The 16,338-nt window shown below is 64.6% G+C and carries 19 protein-coding genes; 6 read left to right on the top strand and 13 right to left on the bottom strand.

The window, feature by feature from the left end; translation table 11 throughout:
- Positions 1 to 55 precede the first annotated feature (55 nt).
- Both AC5RVN_RS05070 and AC5RVN_RS05065 read left to right on the top strand, forming a co-directional pair.
- Entirely contained in the window at positions 56 to 1,462 is a 1,407-nt protein-coding gene (locus AC5RVN_RS05070) for a class I adenylate-forming enzyme family protein (protein ID WP_494137256.1), read from the top strand.
- Positions 1,452 to 2,630: a thiolase family protein gene (locus tag AC5RVN_RS05065; protein ID WP_494137255.1), complete on the top strand. Its 1,179-nt coding sequence runs from the start codon at positions 1,452 to 1,454 to the stop codon at positions 2,628 to 2,630. Before AC5RVN_RS05070 ends, AC5RVN_RS05065 begins: the two co-directional genes overlap by 11 nt.
- 11 nt (positions 2,631 to 2,641) lie before the next feature.
- Here the strand turns inward: AC5RVN_RS05065 and AC5RVN_RS05060 are convergent, their stop codons facing one another.
- The 4 genes from AC5RVN_RS05060 to AC5RVN_RS05045 all read right to left on the bottom strand — a co-directional run bounded on the left by AC5RVN_RS05060 (position 2,642) and on the right by AC5RVN_RS05045 (position 5,816).
- Positions 2,642 to 3,265, bottom strand: coding sequence for an energy-coupling factor transporter transmembrane component T family protein (locus AC5RVN_RS05060; RefSeq protein ID WP_494137254.1), 624 nt, complete (start codon positions 3,263 to 3,265; stop codon positions 2,642 to 2,644).
- Positions 3,262 to 3,993, bottom strand: a complete 732-nt coding sequence (locus AC5RVN_RS05055; protein ID WP_494137253.1) for an energy-coupling factor ABC transporter ATP-binding protein — start codon at positions 3,991 to 3,993, stop codon at positions 3,262 to 3,264. The genes AC5RVN_RS05060 and AC5RVN_RS05055 overlap by 4 nt, the downstream gene beginning before the upstream one ends.
- Positions 3,994 to 4,004: 11 nt before the next feature.
- The gene (locus AC5RVN_RS05050; protein WP_494137252.1) at positions 4,005 to 4,649 is read right to left on the bottom strand and encodes a biotin transporter BioY; all 645 of its coding nucleotides are present in this window, start codon (positions 4,647 to 4,649) and stop codon (positions 4,005 to 4,007) included.
- A gap of 141 nt (positions 4,650 to 4,790) precedes the next feature.
- Positions 4,791 to 5,816: a DUF808 domain-containing protein gene (locus AC5RVN_RS05045; protein WP_494039636.1), complete on the bottom strand. Its 1,026-nt coding sequence runs from the start codon at positions 5,814 to 5,816 to the stop codon at positions 4,791 to 4,793.
- A gap of 144 nt (positions 5,817 to 5,960) precedes the next feature.
- Between AC5RVN_RS05045 and AC5RVN_RS05040 the strand changes: the two genes are divergently transcribed.
- Together AC5RVN_RS05040 and AC5RVN_RS05035 are read left to right on the top strand one after the other, a co-directional pair.
- Positions 5,961 to 6,896: a lipid kinase gene (locus AC5RVN_RS05040; RefSeq protein ID WP_494137251.1), complete on the top strand. Its 936-nt coding sequence runs from the start codon at positions 5,961 to 5,963 to the stop codon at positions 6,894 to 6,896.
- A 20-nt stretch (positions 6,897 to 6,916) separates the two neighbouring features.
- Entirely contained in the window at positions 6,917 to 7,618 is a 702-nt protein-coding gene (locus tag AC5RVN_RS05035) for an LmeA family phospholipid-binding protein (protein ID WP_494137250.1), read from the top strand.
- Between the two features lie 48 nt (positions 7,619 to 7,666).
- On the opposite strand, the gene AC5RVN_RS05030 is transcribed toward AC5RVN_RS05035, so the two are convergent.
- The 9 genes from AC5RVN_RS05030 to AC5RVN_RS04990 all read right to left on the bottom strand — a co-directional run bounded on the left by AC5RVN_RS05030 (position 7,667) and on the right by AC5RVN_RS04990 (position 15,090).
- On the bottom strand, positions 7,667 to 7,903 hold the full coding sequence (locus tag AC5RVN_RS05030) for a helix-turn-helix domain-containing protein (RefSeq protein ID WP_494039639.1): 237 nt from the start codon (positions 7,901 to 7,903) through the stop codon (positions 7,667 to 7,669).
- Positions 7,903 to 8,349: a DUF2975 domain-containing protein gene (locus AC5RVN_RS05025; RefSeq protein ID WP_494137249.1), complete on the bottom strand. Its 447-nt coding sequence runs from the start codon at positions 8,347 to 8,349 to the stop codon at positions 7,903 to 7,905. The genes AC5RVN_RS05030 and AC5RVN_RS05025 overlap by 1 nt, the downstream gene beginning before the upstream one ends.
- A 225-nt stretch (positions 8,350 to 8,574) precedes the next feature.
- Entirely contained in the window at positions 8,575 to 9,111 is a 537-nt protein-coding gene (locus tag AC5RVN_RS05020; protein ID WP_494137248.1) for a hypothetical protein, read from the bottom strand.
- Positions 9,112 to 9,329: 218 nt separating this feature from the next.
- Complete coding sequence (locus tag AC5RVN_RS05015; protein ID WP_494137247.1) at positions 9,330 to 10,136, bottom strand: hypothetical protein; 807 nt, start codon at positions 10,134 to 10,136, stop codon at positions 9,330 to 9,332.
- A gap of 55 nt (positions 10,137 to 10,191) precedes the next feature.
- Positions 10,192 to 11,256: a spore photoproduct lyase family protein gene (locus tag AC5RVN_RS05010; protein WP_494137246.1), complete on the bottom strand. Its 1,065-nt coding sequence runs from the start codon at positions 11,254 to 11,256 to the stop codon at positions 10,192 to 10,194.
- A 55-nt stretch (positions 11,257 to 11,311) separates the two neighbouring features.
- Complete coding sequence (locus AC5RVN_RS05005) at positions 11,312 to 13,246, bottom strand: bifunctional copper resistance protein CopD/cytochrome c oxidase assembly protein (protein ID WP_494104772.1); 1,935 nt, start codon at positions 13,244 to 13,246, stop codon at positions 11,312 to 11,314.
- A 138-nt stretch (positions 13,247 to 13,384) separates the two neighbouring features.
- Positions 13,385 to 13,666, bottom strand: coding sequence for a hypothetical protein (locus tag AC5RVN_RS05000; protein ID WP_494104773.1), 282 nt, complete (start codon positions 13,664 to 13,666; stop codon positions 13,385 to 13,387).
- A 252-nt stretch (positions 13,667 to 13,918) separates the two neighbouring features.
- Entirely contained in the window at positions 13,919 to 14,608 is a 690-nt protein-coding gene (locus AC5RVN_RS04995; protein WP_494137245.1) for a GAP family protein, read from the bottom strand.
- The gene (locus tag AC5RVN_RS04990; protein WP_494137244.1) at positions 14,581 to 15,090 is read right to left on the bottom strand and encodes a TetR/AcrR family transcriptional regulator; all 510 of its coding nucleotides are present in this window, start codon (positions 15,088 to 15,090) and stop codon (positions 14,581 to 14,583) included. Before AC5RVN_RS04990 ends, AC5RVN_RS04995 begins: the two co-directional genes overlap by 28 nt.
- 314 nt (positions 15,091 to 15,404) lie before the next feature.
- On the opposite strand from AC5RVN_RS04990, the gene AC5RVN_RS04985 reads away from it, so the two are divergent.
- Together AC5RVN_RS04985 and arr are read left to right on the top strand one after the other, a co-directional pair.
- Positions 15,405 to 15,662, top strand: coding sequence for a hypothetical protein (locus AC5RVN_RS04985; protein WP_494137243.1), 258 nt, complete (start codon positions 15,405 to 15,407; stop codon positions 15,660 to 15,662).
- A gap of 107 nt (positions 15,663 to 15,769) precedes the next feature.
- Complete coding sequence (gene arr / locus AC5RVN_RS04980) at positions 15,770 to 16,198, top strand: NAD(+)--rifampin ADP-ribosyltransferase (RefSeq protein ID WP_494039649.1); 429 nt, start codon at positions 15,770 to 15,772, stop codon at positions 16,196 to 16,198.
- Positions 16,199 to 16,338: the final 140 nt, after the last annotated feature.

Below are 16,338 nucleotides of genomic sequence, written 5' to 3'. Positions count from 1 at the left end.
TCACAATACCCACGGACCGGAAGCTCAATCCGTGCCTGCCGGTAAAGTTGATTTGATGCCTTTCCTCAACAGAATCCAGCGCTGGGCGGAAGAACGGCCGCACGACACCGCTGTCGTGGTCGCCGGTCGCCGCCTCACCTGGGCCCAGCTCCGGAACTCTGCTGCTGCCCTGGTCCCGGAAACCAAAGCCGTCACTTCCCTGTGTGAGGCAAACTCGGTGGACTTCGCCGTGGGATTTTCAGCCGCTGTAGCAGGCGGGCGTCAGTGCGCGGTCCTTGATCCCGCCTGGCCTGCACCGCTGCGGGAGGACATTCTCCGGCGCGTGGAGGCAACTGCCCAGCCCGCGCCGGTGTCGCCGGATGATGACCTGGCCGACGGTCCGCCGGAGGCCACCCTCCTCATTGGACTGACCTCCGGCACCACCTCGGTCCCCAAGGCCTTCTCCAGGTCCCGGCGGTCCTGGCAACAATCCTTTGACGCCTCCATCGAGTTCTTCGGGCTCCGCCAGGACGACGTGACGCTTGCGCCGGGGCCGCTGGCAGCAAGCCTGAACCTTTACGCGCTGGCCGAGTGCCTCTACGCGGGTTCGGAATTCCAGACCCTGGAAACGTTCGATGTCGGCGGCGTGCACGCGGCCATCACGCATGACGGCGTCACCCGCCTGGTGCTGGTGCCCACCATGCTGCGGATGCTGAGCGAGCGCGGCATGACGGGGTGTGTTGACGCCTCCGGGGTGCGCACCATCATTTGCGCCGGCTCAAAGCTGGACGCCCGCACCCTCGAAGCTGCCCGGCGCTGGGCCCCGAACGCCACTATCTACGAGTACTACGGCGCCTCGGAACTGAGCTTTGTTTCCGGAGCGGGCCTGGCCCCCGGTGAACCTGCAGCGCCGGGCGGAACAGGCATCGGTCGGCCTTTCCCCGGCGTGGACGTGCGGATCCTGGACCATTCGGGAGAAAGGCTTCCTGACGGGGCCGCCGGCAACATTTGCGTGCGCAGCGCGATGGTCAGCAACGGCTACCTATGGGGTGACGACGGCCAGGCCCTGAGGTCCTTTGGCGGCTGGTTCACCGTGGGGGACCAGGGCTACCTCGAGGCGGGAGAGCTTCACATCCTGGGACGCCGCGCGGACATGATCCTTACTGCCGGCAAGAACGTCTATCCGCACGAGGTGGAACTGGCCCTGGCTGCCGTGCCCGGTGTCGCCGCGGCCGTCGCTGCCGGCATGCCGGACGACCTCCGGGGCCAGAGGGTAGTGGCAGGTGTGGTCCCGTCCGCCGGGGCAGTGACCGCAACCCAGTTGAAATCAGGACTGGAAAACATCCTGGCGCGGGACAAGTGGCCGCTCCAGTACTTCGCCATCACGGAACTGCCCACGACGGACCGCGGCAAAGTCAGCCGGAACCTGCTGCTGGACTGGATCACCTCTGGAGACCACAGGATCCGGAAACTTGGCGCCTGAACTCCTTCCGCCGAACCGCCAGCCCGTCATCATCGCGGCCCGCCGCACTCCCGTCTGCCGGACCAACGGCTCATTGCGGAAGCTCCGCGCCCACGAGGTTCTGGCACCCGTGCTCCGGGACCTCGCCGCGGGCCCGGGAATGGAGCCGGCTGCTGTTACCGATGTGGTGATCGGCAATGCCGTGGGCGGGGGCGGAAACGTCGCGCGGCTTGCACTGCTGGAAGCCGGGCTTCCGGTCAACGTTCCCGGCCTCACCGTTGACCGCCAGTGCGGTTCGGGCCTGGACGCTATCGTCCTCGCTTCCGGACTGGTTGCCGCCGGCGGTAATCCCCTGTACCTGGCCGGGGGAGTGGAAAGCACCAGCACCGCGCCCCTCCGTGCGCACCGGGACGACGACGGCGGACTGGAGTTTTACGCCCGCGCACAGTTTGTGCCCGGCAGGTTCGGCGACCCGGACATGGGAGTGGCCGCTGAAACCGTGGCGCGGAACTTCGCTGTGGGCAGGGACCGGCAGGACGCTTTTGCCCTCCGCAGCCACCGACTGGCTCTTGCCGCCGCAGAGGAAGGGCGTTTCGACGGCGAACTGGTCCCCTTGGTGACCGGTGCCGGGACAGTCGATGCGGACGACGGGCCGCGGCCGGGCCTGACTGCCGCCGTCATGGCACGGTTCCCCGCTGCCTTCGTGGACGGGGGAACTGTCACCGCCGGAAACTCCTGCTTCGACGCGGACGCAGCCTCCGCCGTCGTCATCACTTCCGTGCAGCGGGCCCGCGACCTTGGGGCGCAGGACGGTTTGCTGGTGCTGGGCACCGGTACGGCGGGGGTGGCCCCCGAGGTGTTGGGCATTGGTGCTGCTGCCGCAGCCCGGAACGTGCTGCGTTCCGCGGGCGTGGCAGCCGGCGAACTCGACCTGGTGGAATTCAACGAGGCGTTTGCGTCGCAGACCCTTGCCTGCCTTGACGAGCTGGGCATCAACCCGGAGCAGGTGAACCTCGACGGCGGGGCGCTGGCTCTTGGCCACGCGTACGGCGCCTCGGGGGCCGTGCTGGTGACCCGGCTGCTGGCCCAGGCTTGGAAAACCGGAACGCCGGGAAGCCTGGCGTTGGCCATGATCAGCATCGCCGGGGGAATGGGGACCGCCGCTTTGCTCCAGTACGAGCAGCTTTAGGACCCGGAACGTCAGTCCTCCGCCTCACCCAAGCCGCGGGCGGCGAGTGCCTCGCCTGTTTGCCGGGCGAAGGCCACGGAAGTGATGAACACCGGCAGGATCAGTGCGCGCGGATTCCGCTCCAGGCCCCGGGCCCTCGCGGAGTCCCGGACATCGGCGAACGTGCCCGCTATGTACGGGATGCTCCGGAGCATGATGCCGATAGTCAGGGCGAACCGCTCCGGGTCAGCGCCGAACCGCTTTAACGGGCCCGCCGCTTTGACTACTCCGTCCAGGAGCCGCTGCACAGAGGTGGTGGCGGTTAGCAGCGATGCCGCCACCACGCAGACGAGGATGTTCAGTACGATCCGGGCGGCGGTGGGTGCACCCAGATGCCACCACTGGAAGAGTCCGATGACCAGCAGGACGGCGGCAAGCGGGCGCAGGGCGGACCAGAGCCGTTTCACGCCGGCGCCGCTTAGCAGGAAGAAGCAGACGAGCCCTGCGAGCACTGCGGCGGAAATGACCCAGTCCTGGATGAGAAAGGAGGCCAGGCCGCAACCGAAGACGAGGAGGAACTTCAGCGCCAGGGGTGACCGATGGATGGGGGAGTTTCCGGGTACGTAGTTGGCCAGGAGGAAGCCGTGGCCCCTCATGGGGCGCCCGGCCCTGAAGCGTGCAAGCTGCCCAGGCACAGGTCGCGGTACGCGGCAACAGCCTCAGCCGGGCCGCCGTCGTAGGCAACTTCGCCTTTTTCAATGACCAGCACCCGGTCCATTTCCAGGGCAAGGTCAAGGTCGTGGGTGGACATGATGATCTGCTGGTCCAGCCCGGAAACGGTCCTGCGGAGGAGTTCGCGGTTGCGCAGGTCCAGGAGGGTGGACGGCTCGTCCAGCACCAGAACTGCGGGGTCCACTGCGAGCACGGCGGCGAGCGCCATAAGCTGCCGCTCACCGCCGGACAGTTCGTAGATACTCTGGTCGGCCAGCGGCAGCAGCCCCAGCCGGTCCAGTGCGGCTTCGGCCGCGGCGCGCCGCTCGGTGCCGTTCCTGATGGAGCGGCGGAGTGACAGTTCCACGTCCTCCCGGCCCGTGGGCATCACCAGTTGGGACTGCGGATCGGTGAAAACGAAGCCGACGTTCCGGCGGACTTTCCGGGCGGCACTGACTGTATCGTCGCCGTCGACCGTCACACTGCCCGCGGTGGGCTGCACGAGGCCGTTGACCAGGCGCAGCAGGGTGGACTTACCGGAGCCGTTGGCGCCGATAACGCCGACGCGGCGTTCATGAAATTCAAGGTTCACAGCGTCGAGGAGGACCTTCGGCTCCGGGCTGTGGTCCGTTTCTACTGCGACCGTAACGTGGTCGAAGGTGACGACGGGCATGGCGGGAGGTCCTAGGCCTTCACGGGCCGGGAGGCGTTCCGCCGTACACGGCGCACCAGGATGTCCGGGAAGGCGCGGTGCAGGGCGACAGCGATGACTGCAGCCAGGATGTTCTTGACCACATCACCCGGGTAGAAGACGACGTCGCTGAGGAACGCCTGTTCGAGGGTGGCTTTGGTGTTCAGGACGATGCCGGCGACGCCCAGTGAGTGCACGAACACCACACTGGTGACGGTTGCGGCCAGGAACAGCCACAAAGCGCGCGCTTTGGTTGTGCGGCGGATCACCACGGTGGCCAGCCACCCGACGACGCCTGCGGCGATGGGGAAGGCGATGATGTAGCCGGCTGAGGGGCCCGCGAGGATGCCCAGGCCGCTGCGGCCCTGGCTGAAAATCGGCAGGCCTGCGAGGCCGAGGAGGACGTAGAGCCCGACGGCGGCGAGTCCCCTTCCAGGGCCCAGCACCAGGCCGGTGAGCATCACGGCGAGGGTCTGGAAGGTGATGGGGACCCCGAAGCCGTTCAGTGCCAGCCCGGGGACCAGGGCCGCGCCGGCAACGAGGGCGGCGAAGACGGCGATCAAACCGAGATCAGTAGCATTCCAGCGGCTGCGCCCGGGGCTCAGGCGGTTTTCGGCTGTGGTGTGGGTGTTCGTCATGGCGGTCCTGTCGGTGTTGTACAAAGGCAATCTGCTGTACTGCCGACGTTACTGGCGCTGAACGCCCGGTATTTTGTAGGTGCCCTACCAAAGCCTGGTTCCGGCGCTGAAGGCTGAGAACAAAAAGCAGGCGGCACCCGGCTAAGAGGCGGAGTCCCCGTGACGTTTGGCCGGCGGATGGCCTGCGGCTGCGGCACGGACGTCACCTTCCTCGTGACCGCCCTTTTTCTTGCCGAACGGCAGCACTTTTAGCAGCGGGCCCACAATGGCCATGATGACGAGGCCCCACACGAGTCCGATGACGGCCGAGCACAGGGTGTTCACGAGCCACGCCAGGAAGGAGCCCACAACGGCGATACCGGCGAAAGGTTTCTCGAGGACGTGGACCAGATCGTACGGCGCATGCCAGCCGAGGTCGTGGGCGCCCTGCAGCATAATGTGGCCACCAACCCAAAGCATGGCGATCGTCCCGATAAAGGTGATGGCGGCCAGCACTTTGGGCATTCCCCTGACGAGCAGCTCGCCGACGCGCTGGGTACCTGCCGAGTCCTTGGCGGCCAGGTGCAGTCCGATGTCGTCCATCTTGACGATCAGTGCCACGGCACCGTAGACAGCAACCGTGATCACCAGCGCCACGACCACCAGGATGAGCGCACGGGCCCACAGGTTCTCAGCGGCCACCTCGTTCATCGCAATGACCATGATCTCGCAGGACAGAATGAAGTCGGTGGTAATGGCGCCCTTAATGACCTTGGTTTCCGCCTCCGGGCCCCGCTCCACTGCCGGCGCATCTTCGGCGGCCGTGTGGTGGCCGAAGAGCTTGTGCCAGACCTTCTCGGCGCCCTCGTAGCAAAGGTAGGTGCCGCCGAGCATCAGAATGAACGGGATGGCCCACGGAATGAAGGCGCTGACCAGCAGCAACGCCGGCAGGATAATCAGCAGTTTGTTCCGGAGCGAGCCCCAGAAAATCTTCTTGATCATCGGCAGCTCACGGGACGGGTCCGCCCCGGACACGTACTGGGGTGTAACAGCGGCGTCGTCGATCACCACGCCGGCGGCTTTGGCCCCCGCCTTTGCAGCCCCGGCAGCGACGTCATCCACCGATGCTGCCGCGATGCGGGCGAGGGCTGCGACGTCGTCGAGCAGGGCGACAAGACCCCCGCTCACAGGTCGCCCCCATGCTGCTTGGGCGAGGCCGGCTGGACGTTGTTGCTTCCGTGGAGGCGCTTGATTCGCATACTCGGAGTATATGGCAGGGCGGCAACGCGGTCCGCAGGCATTTCACAGGTTGCCCGATCTAGCATGTTGCACATGAAGTCTGTCCGAGAGGTCCGCTCTGTTGCTGTGGTGATAAATGCGGGATCACGCCGGGGGGCGGCGGCACACGAACTGGCAGTACAGAGGCTGCGCGATGCAGGTTTACCTGTCACTTCCGCGCACCGCGTGGAGCGGGGGGAGGAGCTGGCAGGGACCCTTGACCGGGTGCTTGCCGACGGGCACGACCTGGTGGTTGTCGGCGGTGGTGACGGGACGGTCAGCTGCGCTGCCGGCCGGGTTGCCGGGACCGATGTCATACTCGGCGTTCTTCCGCTGGGCACAGCCAACGACCTCGCCCGCACACTCGAGATCCCCAGTGACCTGGCAGGGGCCTGCGCTGCGGTGGCGGACGGCAAGGTGGTGGACATCGATCTTGGCCGCGCGAACGGCCGGCCCTTCCTCAATGTCGCTTCAGCCGGTCTGTCGGTGGGGGTTACCCAGGCTCTGAGTCCCCGCCTGAAGCGGCAAATCGGCCCGTTGGCGTACGGGGTGGCCACCTTGCGGGCCTATACCCGGCACGTGCCGTTCCAGGCCCGGCTCGAGTTCCCGGATGGGGACCACGGGTCGATGAAGCTTGAGGACCTGCTTCAAGTGGCTGTCGGCAACGGCCGGCACTATGGCGGTGGCAATACAGTCTCACCGATGGCAGGGATCGACGATCATCTTCTTGACATCTACGCAATCCTGAAAGCGCCGCTGCGGGAGCATGTGAAGATCGCACGGTTGCTCAGGGACGGAAGCTTTATTGAGCATGACCGGGTGTACCACCTGACCAGCCGGCGTGTCCGGCTGGTCACCGACCCGCCGCTGTCGGTGAACCTGGACGGCGAAATCGCAACGGGGACGCCCGCCGACTTCAGTGTCCAGCGCAACGCCGTGCACGTTGTGGTACCGCAAAGCAGCAACAGCGCATTATTTGACGGACCGTAGGTTTCGAAGAGACTGTCCTCATGGAATCGACGCGTGTGAAGGACTGGCTGATTGGTGCCGCGGGGATGGTCCTCCTCACCGCCGTCGCCGTTGTGGTCCTGTGGTGGGCGCTAAGCGGCCCCGCCGGCAGGGAAGGCACAGCGCCTGTGCCGACATCGTCAGCTGCTCCGGAGCACCCGCCTGGCGGAGGGCCTCCGTCCGGCCTGAACGGGGAGGATGTGTGGCTGGCGGACGTGGTGCTGGATGCCGGAACAGTGGTGGGAGCAGGTTCTACTCTTTCCGATGTCCGGGCTGTGGGGTCGGAGGTGGTGACGGGGCCGGGCGGACTGGTGGCTAAACGGCTTACCGTAGACGCTACGGTGCCGTTCGATGTGGTCGCCAACGAGCTGGGTGGTGGGACGGTGGTCCGCGCCGGCGACGGCGGCCAGGTAGTGGTGATTCGCACCGTTGAAGCCCTGGGCCGCGAGTTGGCGGTGAACGCCACCGGTACGGTCGGGGTTGAGGCCGGCAAGGTTGTTGTCGAGCCACGCTCGATCGACTTCGGGGGGCCGGGCTTCCTTTCGGACGCTGCCGCTGCCGCCGTGCGCGGGCTGGTGACGATTGAGCACAATGTCGAGGGCTTGCCCGATGGTCTCGTGCTCCGGGACGTCGCTGTCCAGGGTGATGGCTTCCGTGTCAATCTCCGCGGTGAGGACGTCGAGCTCGCCCCGAAGGCGCCGTAAGGCGCGGGAACACGAAGGCCGGACTGTCAGGTTTGGCAACCAGCCACCTCACGACGTCTCCGTGCCGTCGCCGCCAGGGCCGTCGTCGACCCACTCGAGCAGATCGCCCGCCCGGCAATCCAGGACGCGGCACATCGCGTCAAGGGTGCTGAAGCGGATGGCCTTGGCCCGGCCGTTCTTCAGTACCGCGACGTTGGCGGGACTGATTCCGACCCGCTCCGCGAACTCCCCTACGCTCATCTTGCGCTTGGCCAGTTCCACGTCGATGCGTACCACTATCGCCATCAGATCACCCCTTCCATGTCAGCCTGAAGTGTCGTCGCCTGCCGGAGCAGATCCCGCATCACCACGATCAGCAGAACCAGCACGGCACCGATCAGCGTGATGCCGATCAGCACGGCAGGCGTCCCGGGGTCACGCAGTTCGGGGGTGAAGTAGATGTATGCGACGAGGGAACCGGCCATTGCCGCCAGCAGCAGCCAGGCCACGACGAACGCCCACATGATCACGTCCACCCACCGCAGGGAGGCAGTGGTGAAGATCCTGCCGCGCTGGACAAGGGTCAGCAACCGCCAGACGCACACGATCACCACCTGCAGGCACAGCGCTTCCAATTCCGAGAACAGCAGCATGGGCCATCGCCAGGGGTCGGCTCCAGGCCCCTCCTCTGTGGAGAAAAATTCGCCGGGGAATGACATGACCTGGGCAACCAGCAGCCCTAAAAACACCATTACTAGCAGAACCCTAAGCGGGAGGACCAATTGCCGCGCGATAAGCATTTATCAACTGTCGGTTGTTTTCTATCGGAAGTCAATCGATGATTTCCGGCGCCAACCCGCGAGGAGGGCGGGCACGAGAAGACGCTCCTGGCCGCAAAGGTCCAGGAGCGTCGGGCGGTTCATCGCAGGGCGCCAATCAGCGCTGAGCTACCGGATGGTTCAACTGGTTGTAGGACGTTACTTCGGGCAGCGCAGGGTCGGGTTGTAGGCTGCGAACATCCCGCTAGGATTGTCCCTCCATACCCATGCGTGGAGGGCGTAGGAGCCGGGGAAGGGCCCGTCCTCGAAAGTGACTCCGGCGATTGAAGGCCGGTGTGCCGCCGTCGATATGAACTCAACAGCTACCAGCTTGTAGCGCCCGTACTTGTTCGGCATGTACACAAGAACCTCAGGCTTACGGGCCTGGGTCTTGTCATCAATCAATTCCTGCTTCGCGTAGTGAAAGCCCATTGCTCCGACGCCAGGTTTCTCAACGCATTCAGTAATCTTCTTGTAGCCCTCCGCCTCCGCGTTCTCCAGCCAGCGGTAGTGGTCAGTAACGTGGCGCAGCACCCTGACCAGGCGGCGCTGGTCGTCATTGTTCCGCCAGTCGTCGCTGTGGTCCGGGCCTCCGTGCCCGTTTCCTCCATGCGCAACTGCAGTAGCGGGAGCAAGTCCCATGGCAAGCACGGCAGCGGTGGCCATGGAGAGTAGCCCCGTCTTGGTGCGGTTCATCGCTGATCTTCTGCCCCTCTGAGACCGATATTGTCTGTATTAGGGATACGAAGCGTCGGAAGGAGCCTCCCCACCTTCGCCAGGATGCCGGCAGAACTCCCCGGGAACTGCCGGTGAATGGGCCGCTGGGACGCATGAATGTCCACCGACTTGAGCGGCGTATCCAGTATGATCCTGCCAAAGACGCCGCGCTACGCTACGGGCGGGTAGTAGGGGTTTCAGCTCCCGGCCAGCGGAAGAACCAGCAGGTAGCCGGTGGGGAGCTCGCTGCTCCACCGCCGTGGCTCACGGATCACGAACTGCGTCGCCAGCTGCTCTGGAGTGAGCAGGCTGTTGGGCGCGGGCGACGGCCCCCACTGCCCGCTGCCGTGAGGGTACAGGGGATCCTGGACGTGAACGCCGGTGACGGAAAATTCGGGGAACTGCCTTGGATCTCCAATCGACTCGAACCCGCTCATGACCCACGCGTGGCGGCCGCTCCACATCACGAGCCCTACCGGCCTGCCCGTCTCGGCGATGGCCCGCGCTGCGGTACGGAGGGCGTCCTGGTAGTCGGCAATGCTCACCACCGAATACGGCCCCATCCCGGCCTCGGTTAGCGTCTGCGCCCATCCCAGGGGGTTGGCTCCGTTGAAGGAATTGGACGACCGGGCCCGGGCCATTTCCCACAGTTCGCCCTGCTGGACAGAATCCGTCCAAGTACCGCCACCGGTGTCATCGATGAGGTTGTGCGCGATCTGGATGCTCGCCGCAACGCACCAGTCGAACGTGTACTGCGGCACGAAGTCACCCTCCCGGTAAAGGTTGAGGGCGAACGGTTGGGGCGCAGGGGGAGGCGTGTAGACCGGCGCGGGGGCGGGTGTCTCCTGGGGAGCAACCGTAACGGCGCTCGCGGCCGGCGGGGCAGAGGTTGCCTCAGTTGGACGGTCGGTGCCGGTATCGAGGCCCGTCGCGGGCACGCAGCCGGCGAGGAAAGCCGCCAAGGCAACGAGCCACGCCAGAAGCCGGGTACGGGCACCGATCATGGTCGCAAGTTTAGCGCGCTGGGAGGGCCCCTGGCAGGGCCAGCTTCCCAGCAGGTCAGAAGGCGTAGCGGACGCGGCAGTAGGGCGCGAATTCCTCAATGAGCGCGGTCAGTTGCCGTACGTACCGCCCCTTTGTTCCGGAACGGTAGCGGACGTTGCTGAAGCCGTTCGACGAGACCTTCGACTCCTGCAGGTCCGGGCGCCACAGCACGTTCTCAGCCTGCGGGTGCCAGCCAAGATTGACCTCGTGAAGCCGTTCGTTGTGGGTGAGGAAAATGACTTCTGCCGCGAGCTGGGCCTTGGCGGCAGGCGTAAGGGTGGCATCGAGTTCGCGGAGCAGCGCCTCCCAGTCGCTGAGCCAGGTGTCAGTGATGATGACAGGGGAGAAGTTCACGTGCACCTCGTACCCGGCGTCAACGAAGTCATTGATTGCAGCCATCCGTTCTGCCACCGGTGAGGTGCGAACGTCAATGGACTTCGCCAGATCCGCCGGCATAAGCGAGAAGCGGACCCGCGTATGGCCGCCGTGGTCCCAGTCCAGCATTGCAGGGTTCACGTACTTGGTGGCGAAGGACAGCTTGGCAGTAGGCAAGTCCCGGAAGAGCGTGACGAGATCCTCCACATTGTCGCTGATTAGCGCGTCCACGGAACAGTCGCTGTTTTCACCGATGTCATAGACCCACAATTCCGGGTCGCACTGGTTGGGCTCCAGCTTCATGCCCTGGCGTGTGACGTGCCGATCAAGTGTCCTGGCAATCTGGTCGATGTTTGCAAATACCGTTACGGGGTTGCTGTACCCCTTGTGCCTGGGCACGTAGCAGTAGGCGCAGGCCATCGCGCAGCCGTTTGCGGTTGACGGCGCAATGAAGTCCGCGGACCGGCCGTTTGGCTTCACGGTCAGGGCTTTCTTGACCCCGAGAATCAGTGATTCCGTTTTGATCCGTGACCAGCGCGGAACGTTCGTCTCATCGCCATGCACCTCGGGGATGTTCCAGTGGTTGTCCACAAGCACGACGTCGGCGTCCGGCCAGCGGGCCACGATCTCCTTGCCCCTGGGAAGTTCCAGGGCAGCAGACTGCGCGTAGATGCGCCGGATCTGCAAAAGCCGGTTGAATTCCATCAGCTAATTCTCCCAAAAGGGGGATGGTTCCGGGGGCAGTTAAGCCCACGGCGTCCTAGCCTGGCTGGCCCGCGACAGCCACCGCGTCGGAGACCGCCGCGCTCCGGTTGGGGGTGGTGTGGTCGCTGTGGCGCTGACCTGGGCCACGGCGGCTGATGATCATCGCGGCGGTAATGGCGAGCGATGCGGCTGCTATAGACCACATGATGATGCCGCCGGTTTCAGGAGCAGCGGCCGTTGACAGTCCCCAGGGGTGGCCGAAGGAGGTGAACCAGGGCAGTTCCAGTGCTCGCGCCTGCTCGGTGAGTTTCCACCCGCCGAAGGCGTAGATACCGGCCAACCCCGTGAGGACAAGCAGCCGCCTGCCGGAGTTGCTGCGGGCAGGGTCAGGAAGCCCTGCGAGCGCAGCCACGGCAAGGCAGCCGGTTAGCAGAGCGAGCAGGGTCATGGTGCTGTAGCCGATCTGGCCCACCGCTGCCCACTCGAGGAGGGGGCTGTAGTAGATGGCGAAAAGGGATACAGCGAGAAGGGAAATGACCAGGAACGGGTCCCGGCGCAGTGCCGCGAGGACAGGTTGTGTGGATCCTTCGAGGAGCTCTTTGACACCGGTACTGCCGTCCGTCCTGGGCCTGACTGCCAGTGCGGCCAAGGTCAGGGGCGAGGCCGGGACGAGGAGTAACGGCACGACCGCGGTGAGCATCATCTGAGTCAATACGTGGGCGTTGAACAGGTAGCCCTGGTAGAGGTGTACGCCTCCGTTAGTGACTATGAACAGCACTGCTATTCCCGTCAGCCAGGCCGCAGTGTGGTGGACTGGCCAGGGCCGGCCATCTGCCCGGAGCCGCCACACCCCGGCTAGGTACGCAAAGACCGCGAAGCCACACACCAGGCTCCATAAGGGGTCAGGGGCCCATCCTGACAGGTACTCCCAAAAGCCGGGCTCGGGAAGAACGACGACGGGATCCCCAGCGGCTACATCGGCGGCCGTAACGTCTCTGGGCGCTGCTGCTTGCGGCGGTTTGGTCCGGGCAAGGGCCGCGGCCATACCGGAAGCTACTCCCATGACTGCCAGTTCGGCGGCTGCGAGAGCGGCAAAGTGCCTGCCACCACTGGCCGGGTTCTTTTCAATCCGGCTCACCGACCAGCGCCTGTGCAGCGCCCCGAACAGCCCGAGCACAATGAAGACTCCGCCCTTGGCCAGGATGATGATTCCATAGGGGCTCAGCAGGGCCTCGAGCGTGCCAATTCTCGTCAAAGCGCCCAGGAAGCCTGAGACTGCGAGGGCGATAAAGCTGATCAACGCCAACGTCGAGTACCGCCGGACCGTGACGGCCAGCTGGCTGTCCCGCAGCACCGGCCGCAGTGCCACCAGGGCCAGCAGGCCACCGAGCCACACTGCCGCCGTGGCCGCATGAACGAACAGTGCGGTGGTGCTGTCGGCGTGGTCCGTACCGCCGGCGGCATGGGATTTCATGACCAGCGGCAACAGCGCGGCGAACGCTGCAACCACGGTGATGGCAAGAGTACGCGGGCCCCGACGCCTGAAGCACAGCAATGCCACGGCGCCGGCCAGCAGCGTGCTCAGGGCCCCGGCACGGCCGGCGTCTATCTTGGTCAGATACGTCAGAAAGGCCTCATCCAATCCAACCGTCGGCGCCCTGTTGGCCAGGAGCAGGAAGCTGGCGTAAGTGTGTGCCGCTCCCGCCCCCGCCCACGCCACCGCCGAGCAGCCAGCAAGTCTATGTGCCCGTTCATCTGCGGGCCCACCACGGGGGAGTGCGAAGACCACCAGCATCAGCGCCCCGATGGTGCCGGCACCGGCCAGATTGAACACCAACTTTGCAGCCGCCAGGCCCCAGGTCACAGCCGGTCCTGCCTTGTCCAACAATCCCGCGTCAGCTCCGCCGCCGTAGGTGTAGGCCCACATCAGCGACAGGATCCCGGCCGCCAACAGCGCCACGCATCCCACTACCCGTGTCCTGAGCGACATCGTGCCCCTTCCGCCGCCTGCCGGCCCTGATCACGTTGTCTCTGCGTGGGGCCCTGATGTCAGGCCAGCTTGACCTGCGCCACTTGGGAAATTCTTGGCACTGCACTTATCCGCCACGAGGTTCTTCCATGGGAGCGGTTAGGGTGCGGTATCCGAAATGGTTGTTTCGATCGCGGTCCAGGTCGTAGCGGTTCCTGCCGGAATAGACCCCAAGGGTTCCGTCAGTACTTCACGTTCACCGATCAGCAGACCTGTCCTGGGGTCGATGATAATGTCCCGACGGCGATTGGACGCTGTCTCCACGCGCCCGATGGCGATGCCCTTTCTTCCATCGAGGGTGGCTTGCTCGTCGGTGATTGTCACGCCTGGAATGAGTGCTGCAGTCTTATACAGTGCGGCGCGGAGATCGGAAGGGACCATACCCGTCCTAAGCAGGTCAGCGATGAACACCAGCGCCTCGCCATCCTTGGACTGGGCGCCTTCCGCCAGACCTCAAGTCGGGCTCAAATTAGGGCGGGGGATCTTTGAGGGCGAAAACCCGCACGCATCTCTAGGCAGCTTCATTTAGCGGAGTTTCGCATCGTGCGCCTGGTCAGTTAGCGAGGCAGTGGATTCTCTGAAGCCCATGGGACGGGCGAGAAGATGGCTAGGGTTATTTCTTTCGCGTTGGAGTCATTGCCAGAGGGCGATGGTGAGGACTGCGGCGGCGAGGACGAACAGGGCGGTCCCTGCCGGGATGGAGCGTTTGACGGTTCCGGTGGAGAACCGGTCCAGGATTCTCCGTAGTAGTGTCCTGACTTTGTCGCGGTGTGTCATGCCGAGGGCGAGCAGGATAAGGCATGGGATGCAGTACACGAGGGCGTACCCGGCGAGTACGAACAGGCCGACGGGGGCATCGACGTCCGCGGCTATCATCCGTTCGATAGCGATGAAGTACGGAAACGCGTTCGGCAGGTCGGCTCCGGTGGTGAGAACGCCGAGCGGGAAAGCGGTCCACAGCCCAAACCAGGACGGCAGGTCGATACTTTTTCTTTCCCGGTCCCTGAACCGGCGGAAGCCGGCGACTGTAAGAGTGACGGCTGCGATGAGGAACACGCCTCGGCGCAGCCAGGTGAGGCCCTCGCTGACGGCGTCGGCGGCCGCATTGGCGCCGAGGAAAATGATCATGCCGAGCGCGAAGACGGTGCTCATCGCGCCCAAGACGAACGCCAAGGCAGAACCGACAGGCCGGTGGGGGACAGCGAGCAGGATCAAAGTGATGACGACGATCGTCGCGGGGTTAAGCGAATCAGCCAGAGCCAGGCCGGCGATGCCGGCGAGAAGGGCACCACCAATCACTTCGCAGACCTGCCGTGCAGCCAAGTCAGGATTTCATCAATTCCGGGCGAAGCGCCGTCGTCGGTGATGCTGTTGAGAAGTATCCCGTCACCCAGGAGGCGGATGACTGACGCTGCCGCCGGGTCACCCGTTTCAGCGGCGAAGAGTTGCTCCCACCGCCGCGTTGCCTCAGACGCCTGCTGCAGAAGCGCGTCGGTCGTCGAGGACTGATCGGTGAGCAGGATCGACATCGCCCGGTAGAGGGCGGCCTCTTCACGGGAGAATGACAGGCGGAGCCACGTTTCGACCACGTCACCGCGTTCGGCGGCCGCGGTCAGCGCTTGGTCCATATCCTGTATCGCCTGCACCGCAATGGCCTCGACCAGGGCAGCGCGAGAACTGAAATGGTGCATCAACCCACCCTTGGATACCCCGGCTTGCTCAGCGATGGCATTCATGGACGGAACCGACCCGGTCTCGATCGCCAGACGCCGTACGGTTCGCAGAATGTGTTCCCTATTGCCCATAAAAGCGACCATACCACGAGGACAGACCGACCGGTCGGGTTGGTTTTGCTAACCCTTGACCTGGCGCCCCTCCTGCGTCTTCTTTCAGACCTGGGCGACGACAAAGTCTGGATCAGCCCCGCTATGCGATCACCCAGCCGACTACGGGCCGAACTATCACGTGTTGCCCGGTCGTCTTGTATTTCACCAAAGGATCCTCTGAGTTGCGACATAGTTGGCTCGAGCCCTTGACCAGGCTGTCCGGTTGCTGCGACACTCTTGCCCCGGGTGGCTGCGCTGACGCTTCCGGATTGGAACGGCATTGGGGAGTTACTATGAGTGAACAGATGAACGCTAACGCACCTGGGGCCCGGCCGGACTTGTTCCTGCTGGGGCACGAGCCCAATGAAGTTACCGTTCCTGAGTGCGATGCCGAGCGCCGGAATCGCCAGGCCCTTCACGCCCTAGAAGTGGACTGGGGTCGGGGAGTGTTTGACTACGGAAAGATTCGGGCATTGCTCACCGACCGGAGCATCGAAACGTGTCAGGGCGGGCATCGGGCCGTCGAAGAGCTGCCCACCAGCGCCGCCTGATCGCACGTTGGGGACCGGCTTACAGGCGTTTATGTCACCGCACGAGCGTTGTTGGTGCAAGGAGTCGGCCGGGTCTAGGATTTCGAATCCAACTTGTAGGGGTATGTATGACGCACGAGCCCAAACCATTCGAAGTCCACGAGTCGGGTGCCCTGTTTCATGGAACGAAAGCGGATCTGGCCGTGGGGGACCTGTTGATACCTGGCCGCGGCTCGAACTATGAAGAAGGAAGGACATCGAACCACGTCTACGTGACGGCAACCTTGGATGCCGCAGCGTGGGGGGCTGAACTGGCCGCAGGGGAAGGCCGTGGACGTATCTACATCGTCAAACCGACGGGCACCCTTGAAGACGACCCCAACGTGACGGATAAGAGGTTCCCCGGTAATCCGACACGGTCTTACCGCACCCGAGAGCCCGTGGAGGTCGTCGGTGAACTGGAGGATTGGATTGGACACTCACCCGCTCAGCTGCAGGCCATGCGCGACGGCCTCGCCGACCTGAAACGCCGCGGCCAAGCTGTCATTTACGACTAACAGCGTTCCGGGGCCTCTCGGCTGAATTTACACCCTAAGGGATCGGCTCATGGCGCGAGGAGTGACACACAACGTTGCGAAAGTAGTGCCACTTACCGTTGCGATTCACAGACAGGGCTTCAAAGATACTTCACTGAGAC

The organism is Arthrobacter sp. sptzw32 (assembly GCF_059089735.1).
The sequence above is the reverse complement of the archived record's forward strand: the minus strand, read 5'-3'. Positions and strand labels throughout refer to the sequence as shown.

Coding starts and splice junctions, on each gene's coding strand:
- AC5RVN_RS05070 (WP_494137256.1), top strand. CDS start 56: ATGCCTTTCCTCAACAGAATCCAGCGCTGGGCGGAAGAACGGCCGCAC.
- AC5RVN_RS05060 (WP_494137254.1), bottom strand. CDS start 3,265: ATGAGGGGCCACGGCTTCCTCCTGGCCAACTACGTACCCGGAAACTCC.
- AC5RVN_RS05055 (WP_494137253.1), bottom strand. CDS start 3,993: ATGCCCGTCGTCACCTTCGACCACGTTACGGTCGCAGTAGAAACGGAC.
- AC5RVN_RS05050 (WP_494137252.1), bottom strand. CDS start 4,649: ATGACGAACACCCACACCACAGCCGAAAACCGCCTGAGCCCCGGGCGC.
- AC5RVN_RS05040 (WP_494137251.1), top strand. CDS start 5,961: ATGAAGTCTGTCCGAGAGGTCCGCTCTGTTGCTGTGGTGATAAATGCG.
- AC5RVN_RS05035 (WP_494137250.1), top strand. CDS start 6,917: ATGGAATCGACGCGTGTGAAGGACTGGCTGATTGGTGCCGCGGGGATG.
- AC5RVN_RS05030 (WP_494039639.1), bottom strand. CDS start 7,903: ATGGCGATAGTGGTACGCATCGACGTGGAACTGGCCAAGCGCAAGATG.
- AC5RVN_RS05025 (WP_494137249.1), bottom strand. CDS start 8,349: ATGGTGTTTTTAGGGCTGCTGGTTGCCCAGGTCATGTCATTCCCCGGC.
- AC5RVN_RS05020 (WP_494137248.1), bottom strand. CDS start 9,111: ATGAACCGCACCAAGACGGGGCTACTCTCCATGGCCACCGCTGCCGTG.
- AC5RVN_RS05015 (WP_494137247.1), bottom strand. CDS start 10,136: ATGATCGGTGCCCGTACCCGGCTTCTGGCGTGGCTCGTTGCCTTGGCG.
- AC5RVN_RS05010 (WP_494137246.1), bottom strand. CDS start 11,256: ATGGAATTCAACCGGCTTTTGCAGATCCGGCGCATCTACGCGCAGTCT.
- AC5RVN_RS05005 (WP_494104772.1), bottom strand. CDS start 13,246: ATGTCGCTCAGGACACGGGTAGTGGGATGCGTGGCGCTGTTGGCGGCC.
- AC5RVN_RS05000 (WP_494104773.1), bottom strand. CDS start 13,666: ATGGTCCCTTCCGATCTCCGCGCCGCACTGTATAAGACTGCAGCACTC.
- AC5RVN_RS04990 (WP_494137244.1), bottom strand. CDS start 15,090: ATGGGCAATAGGGAACACATTCTGCGAACCGTACGGCGTCTGGCGATC.
- AC5RVN_RS04985 (WP_494137243.1), top strand. CDS start 15,405: ATGAGTGAACAGATGAACGCTAACGCACCTGGGGCCCGGCCGGACTTG.
- arr (WP_494039649.1), top strand. CDS start 15,770: ATGACGCACGAGCCCAAACCATTCGAAGTCCACGAGTCGGGTGCCCTG.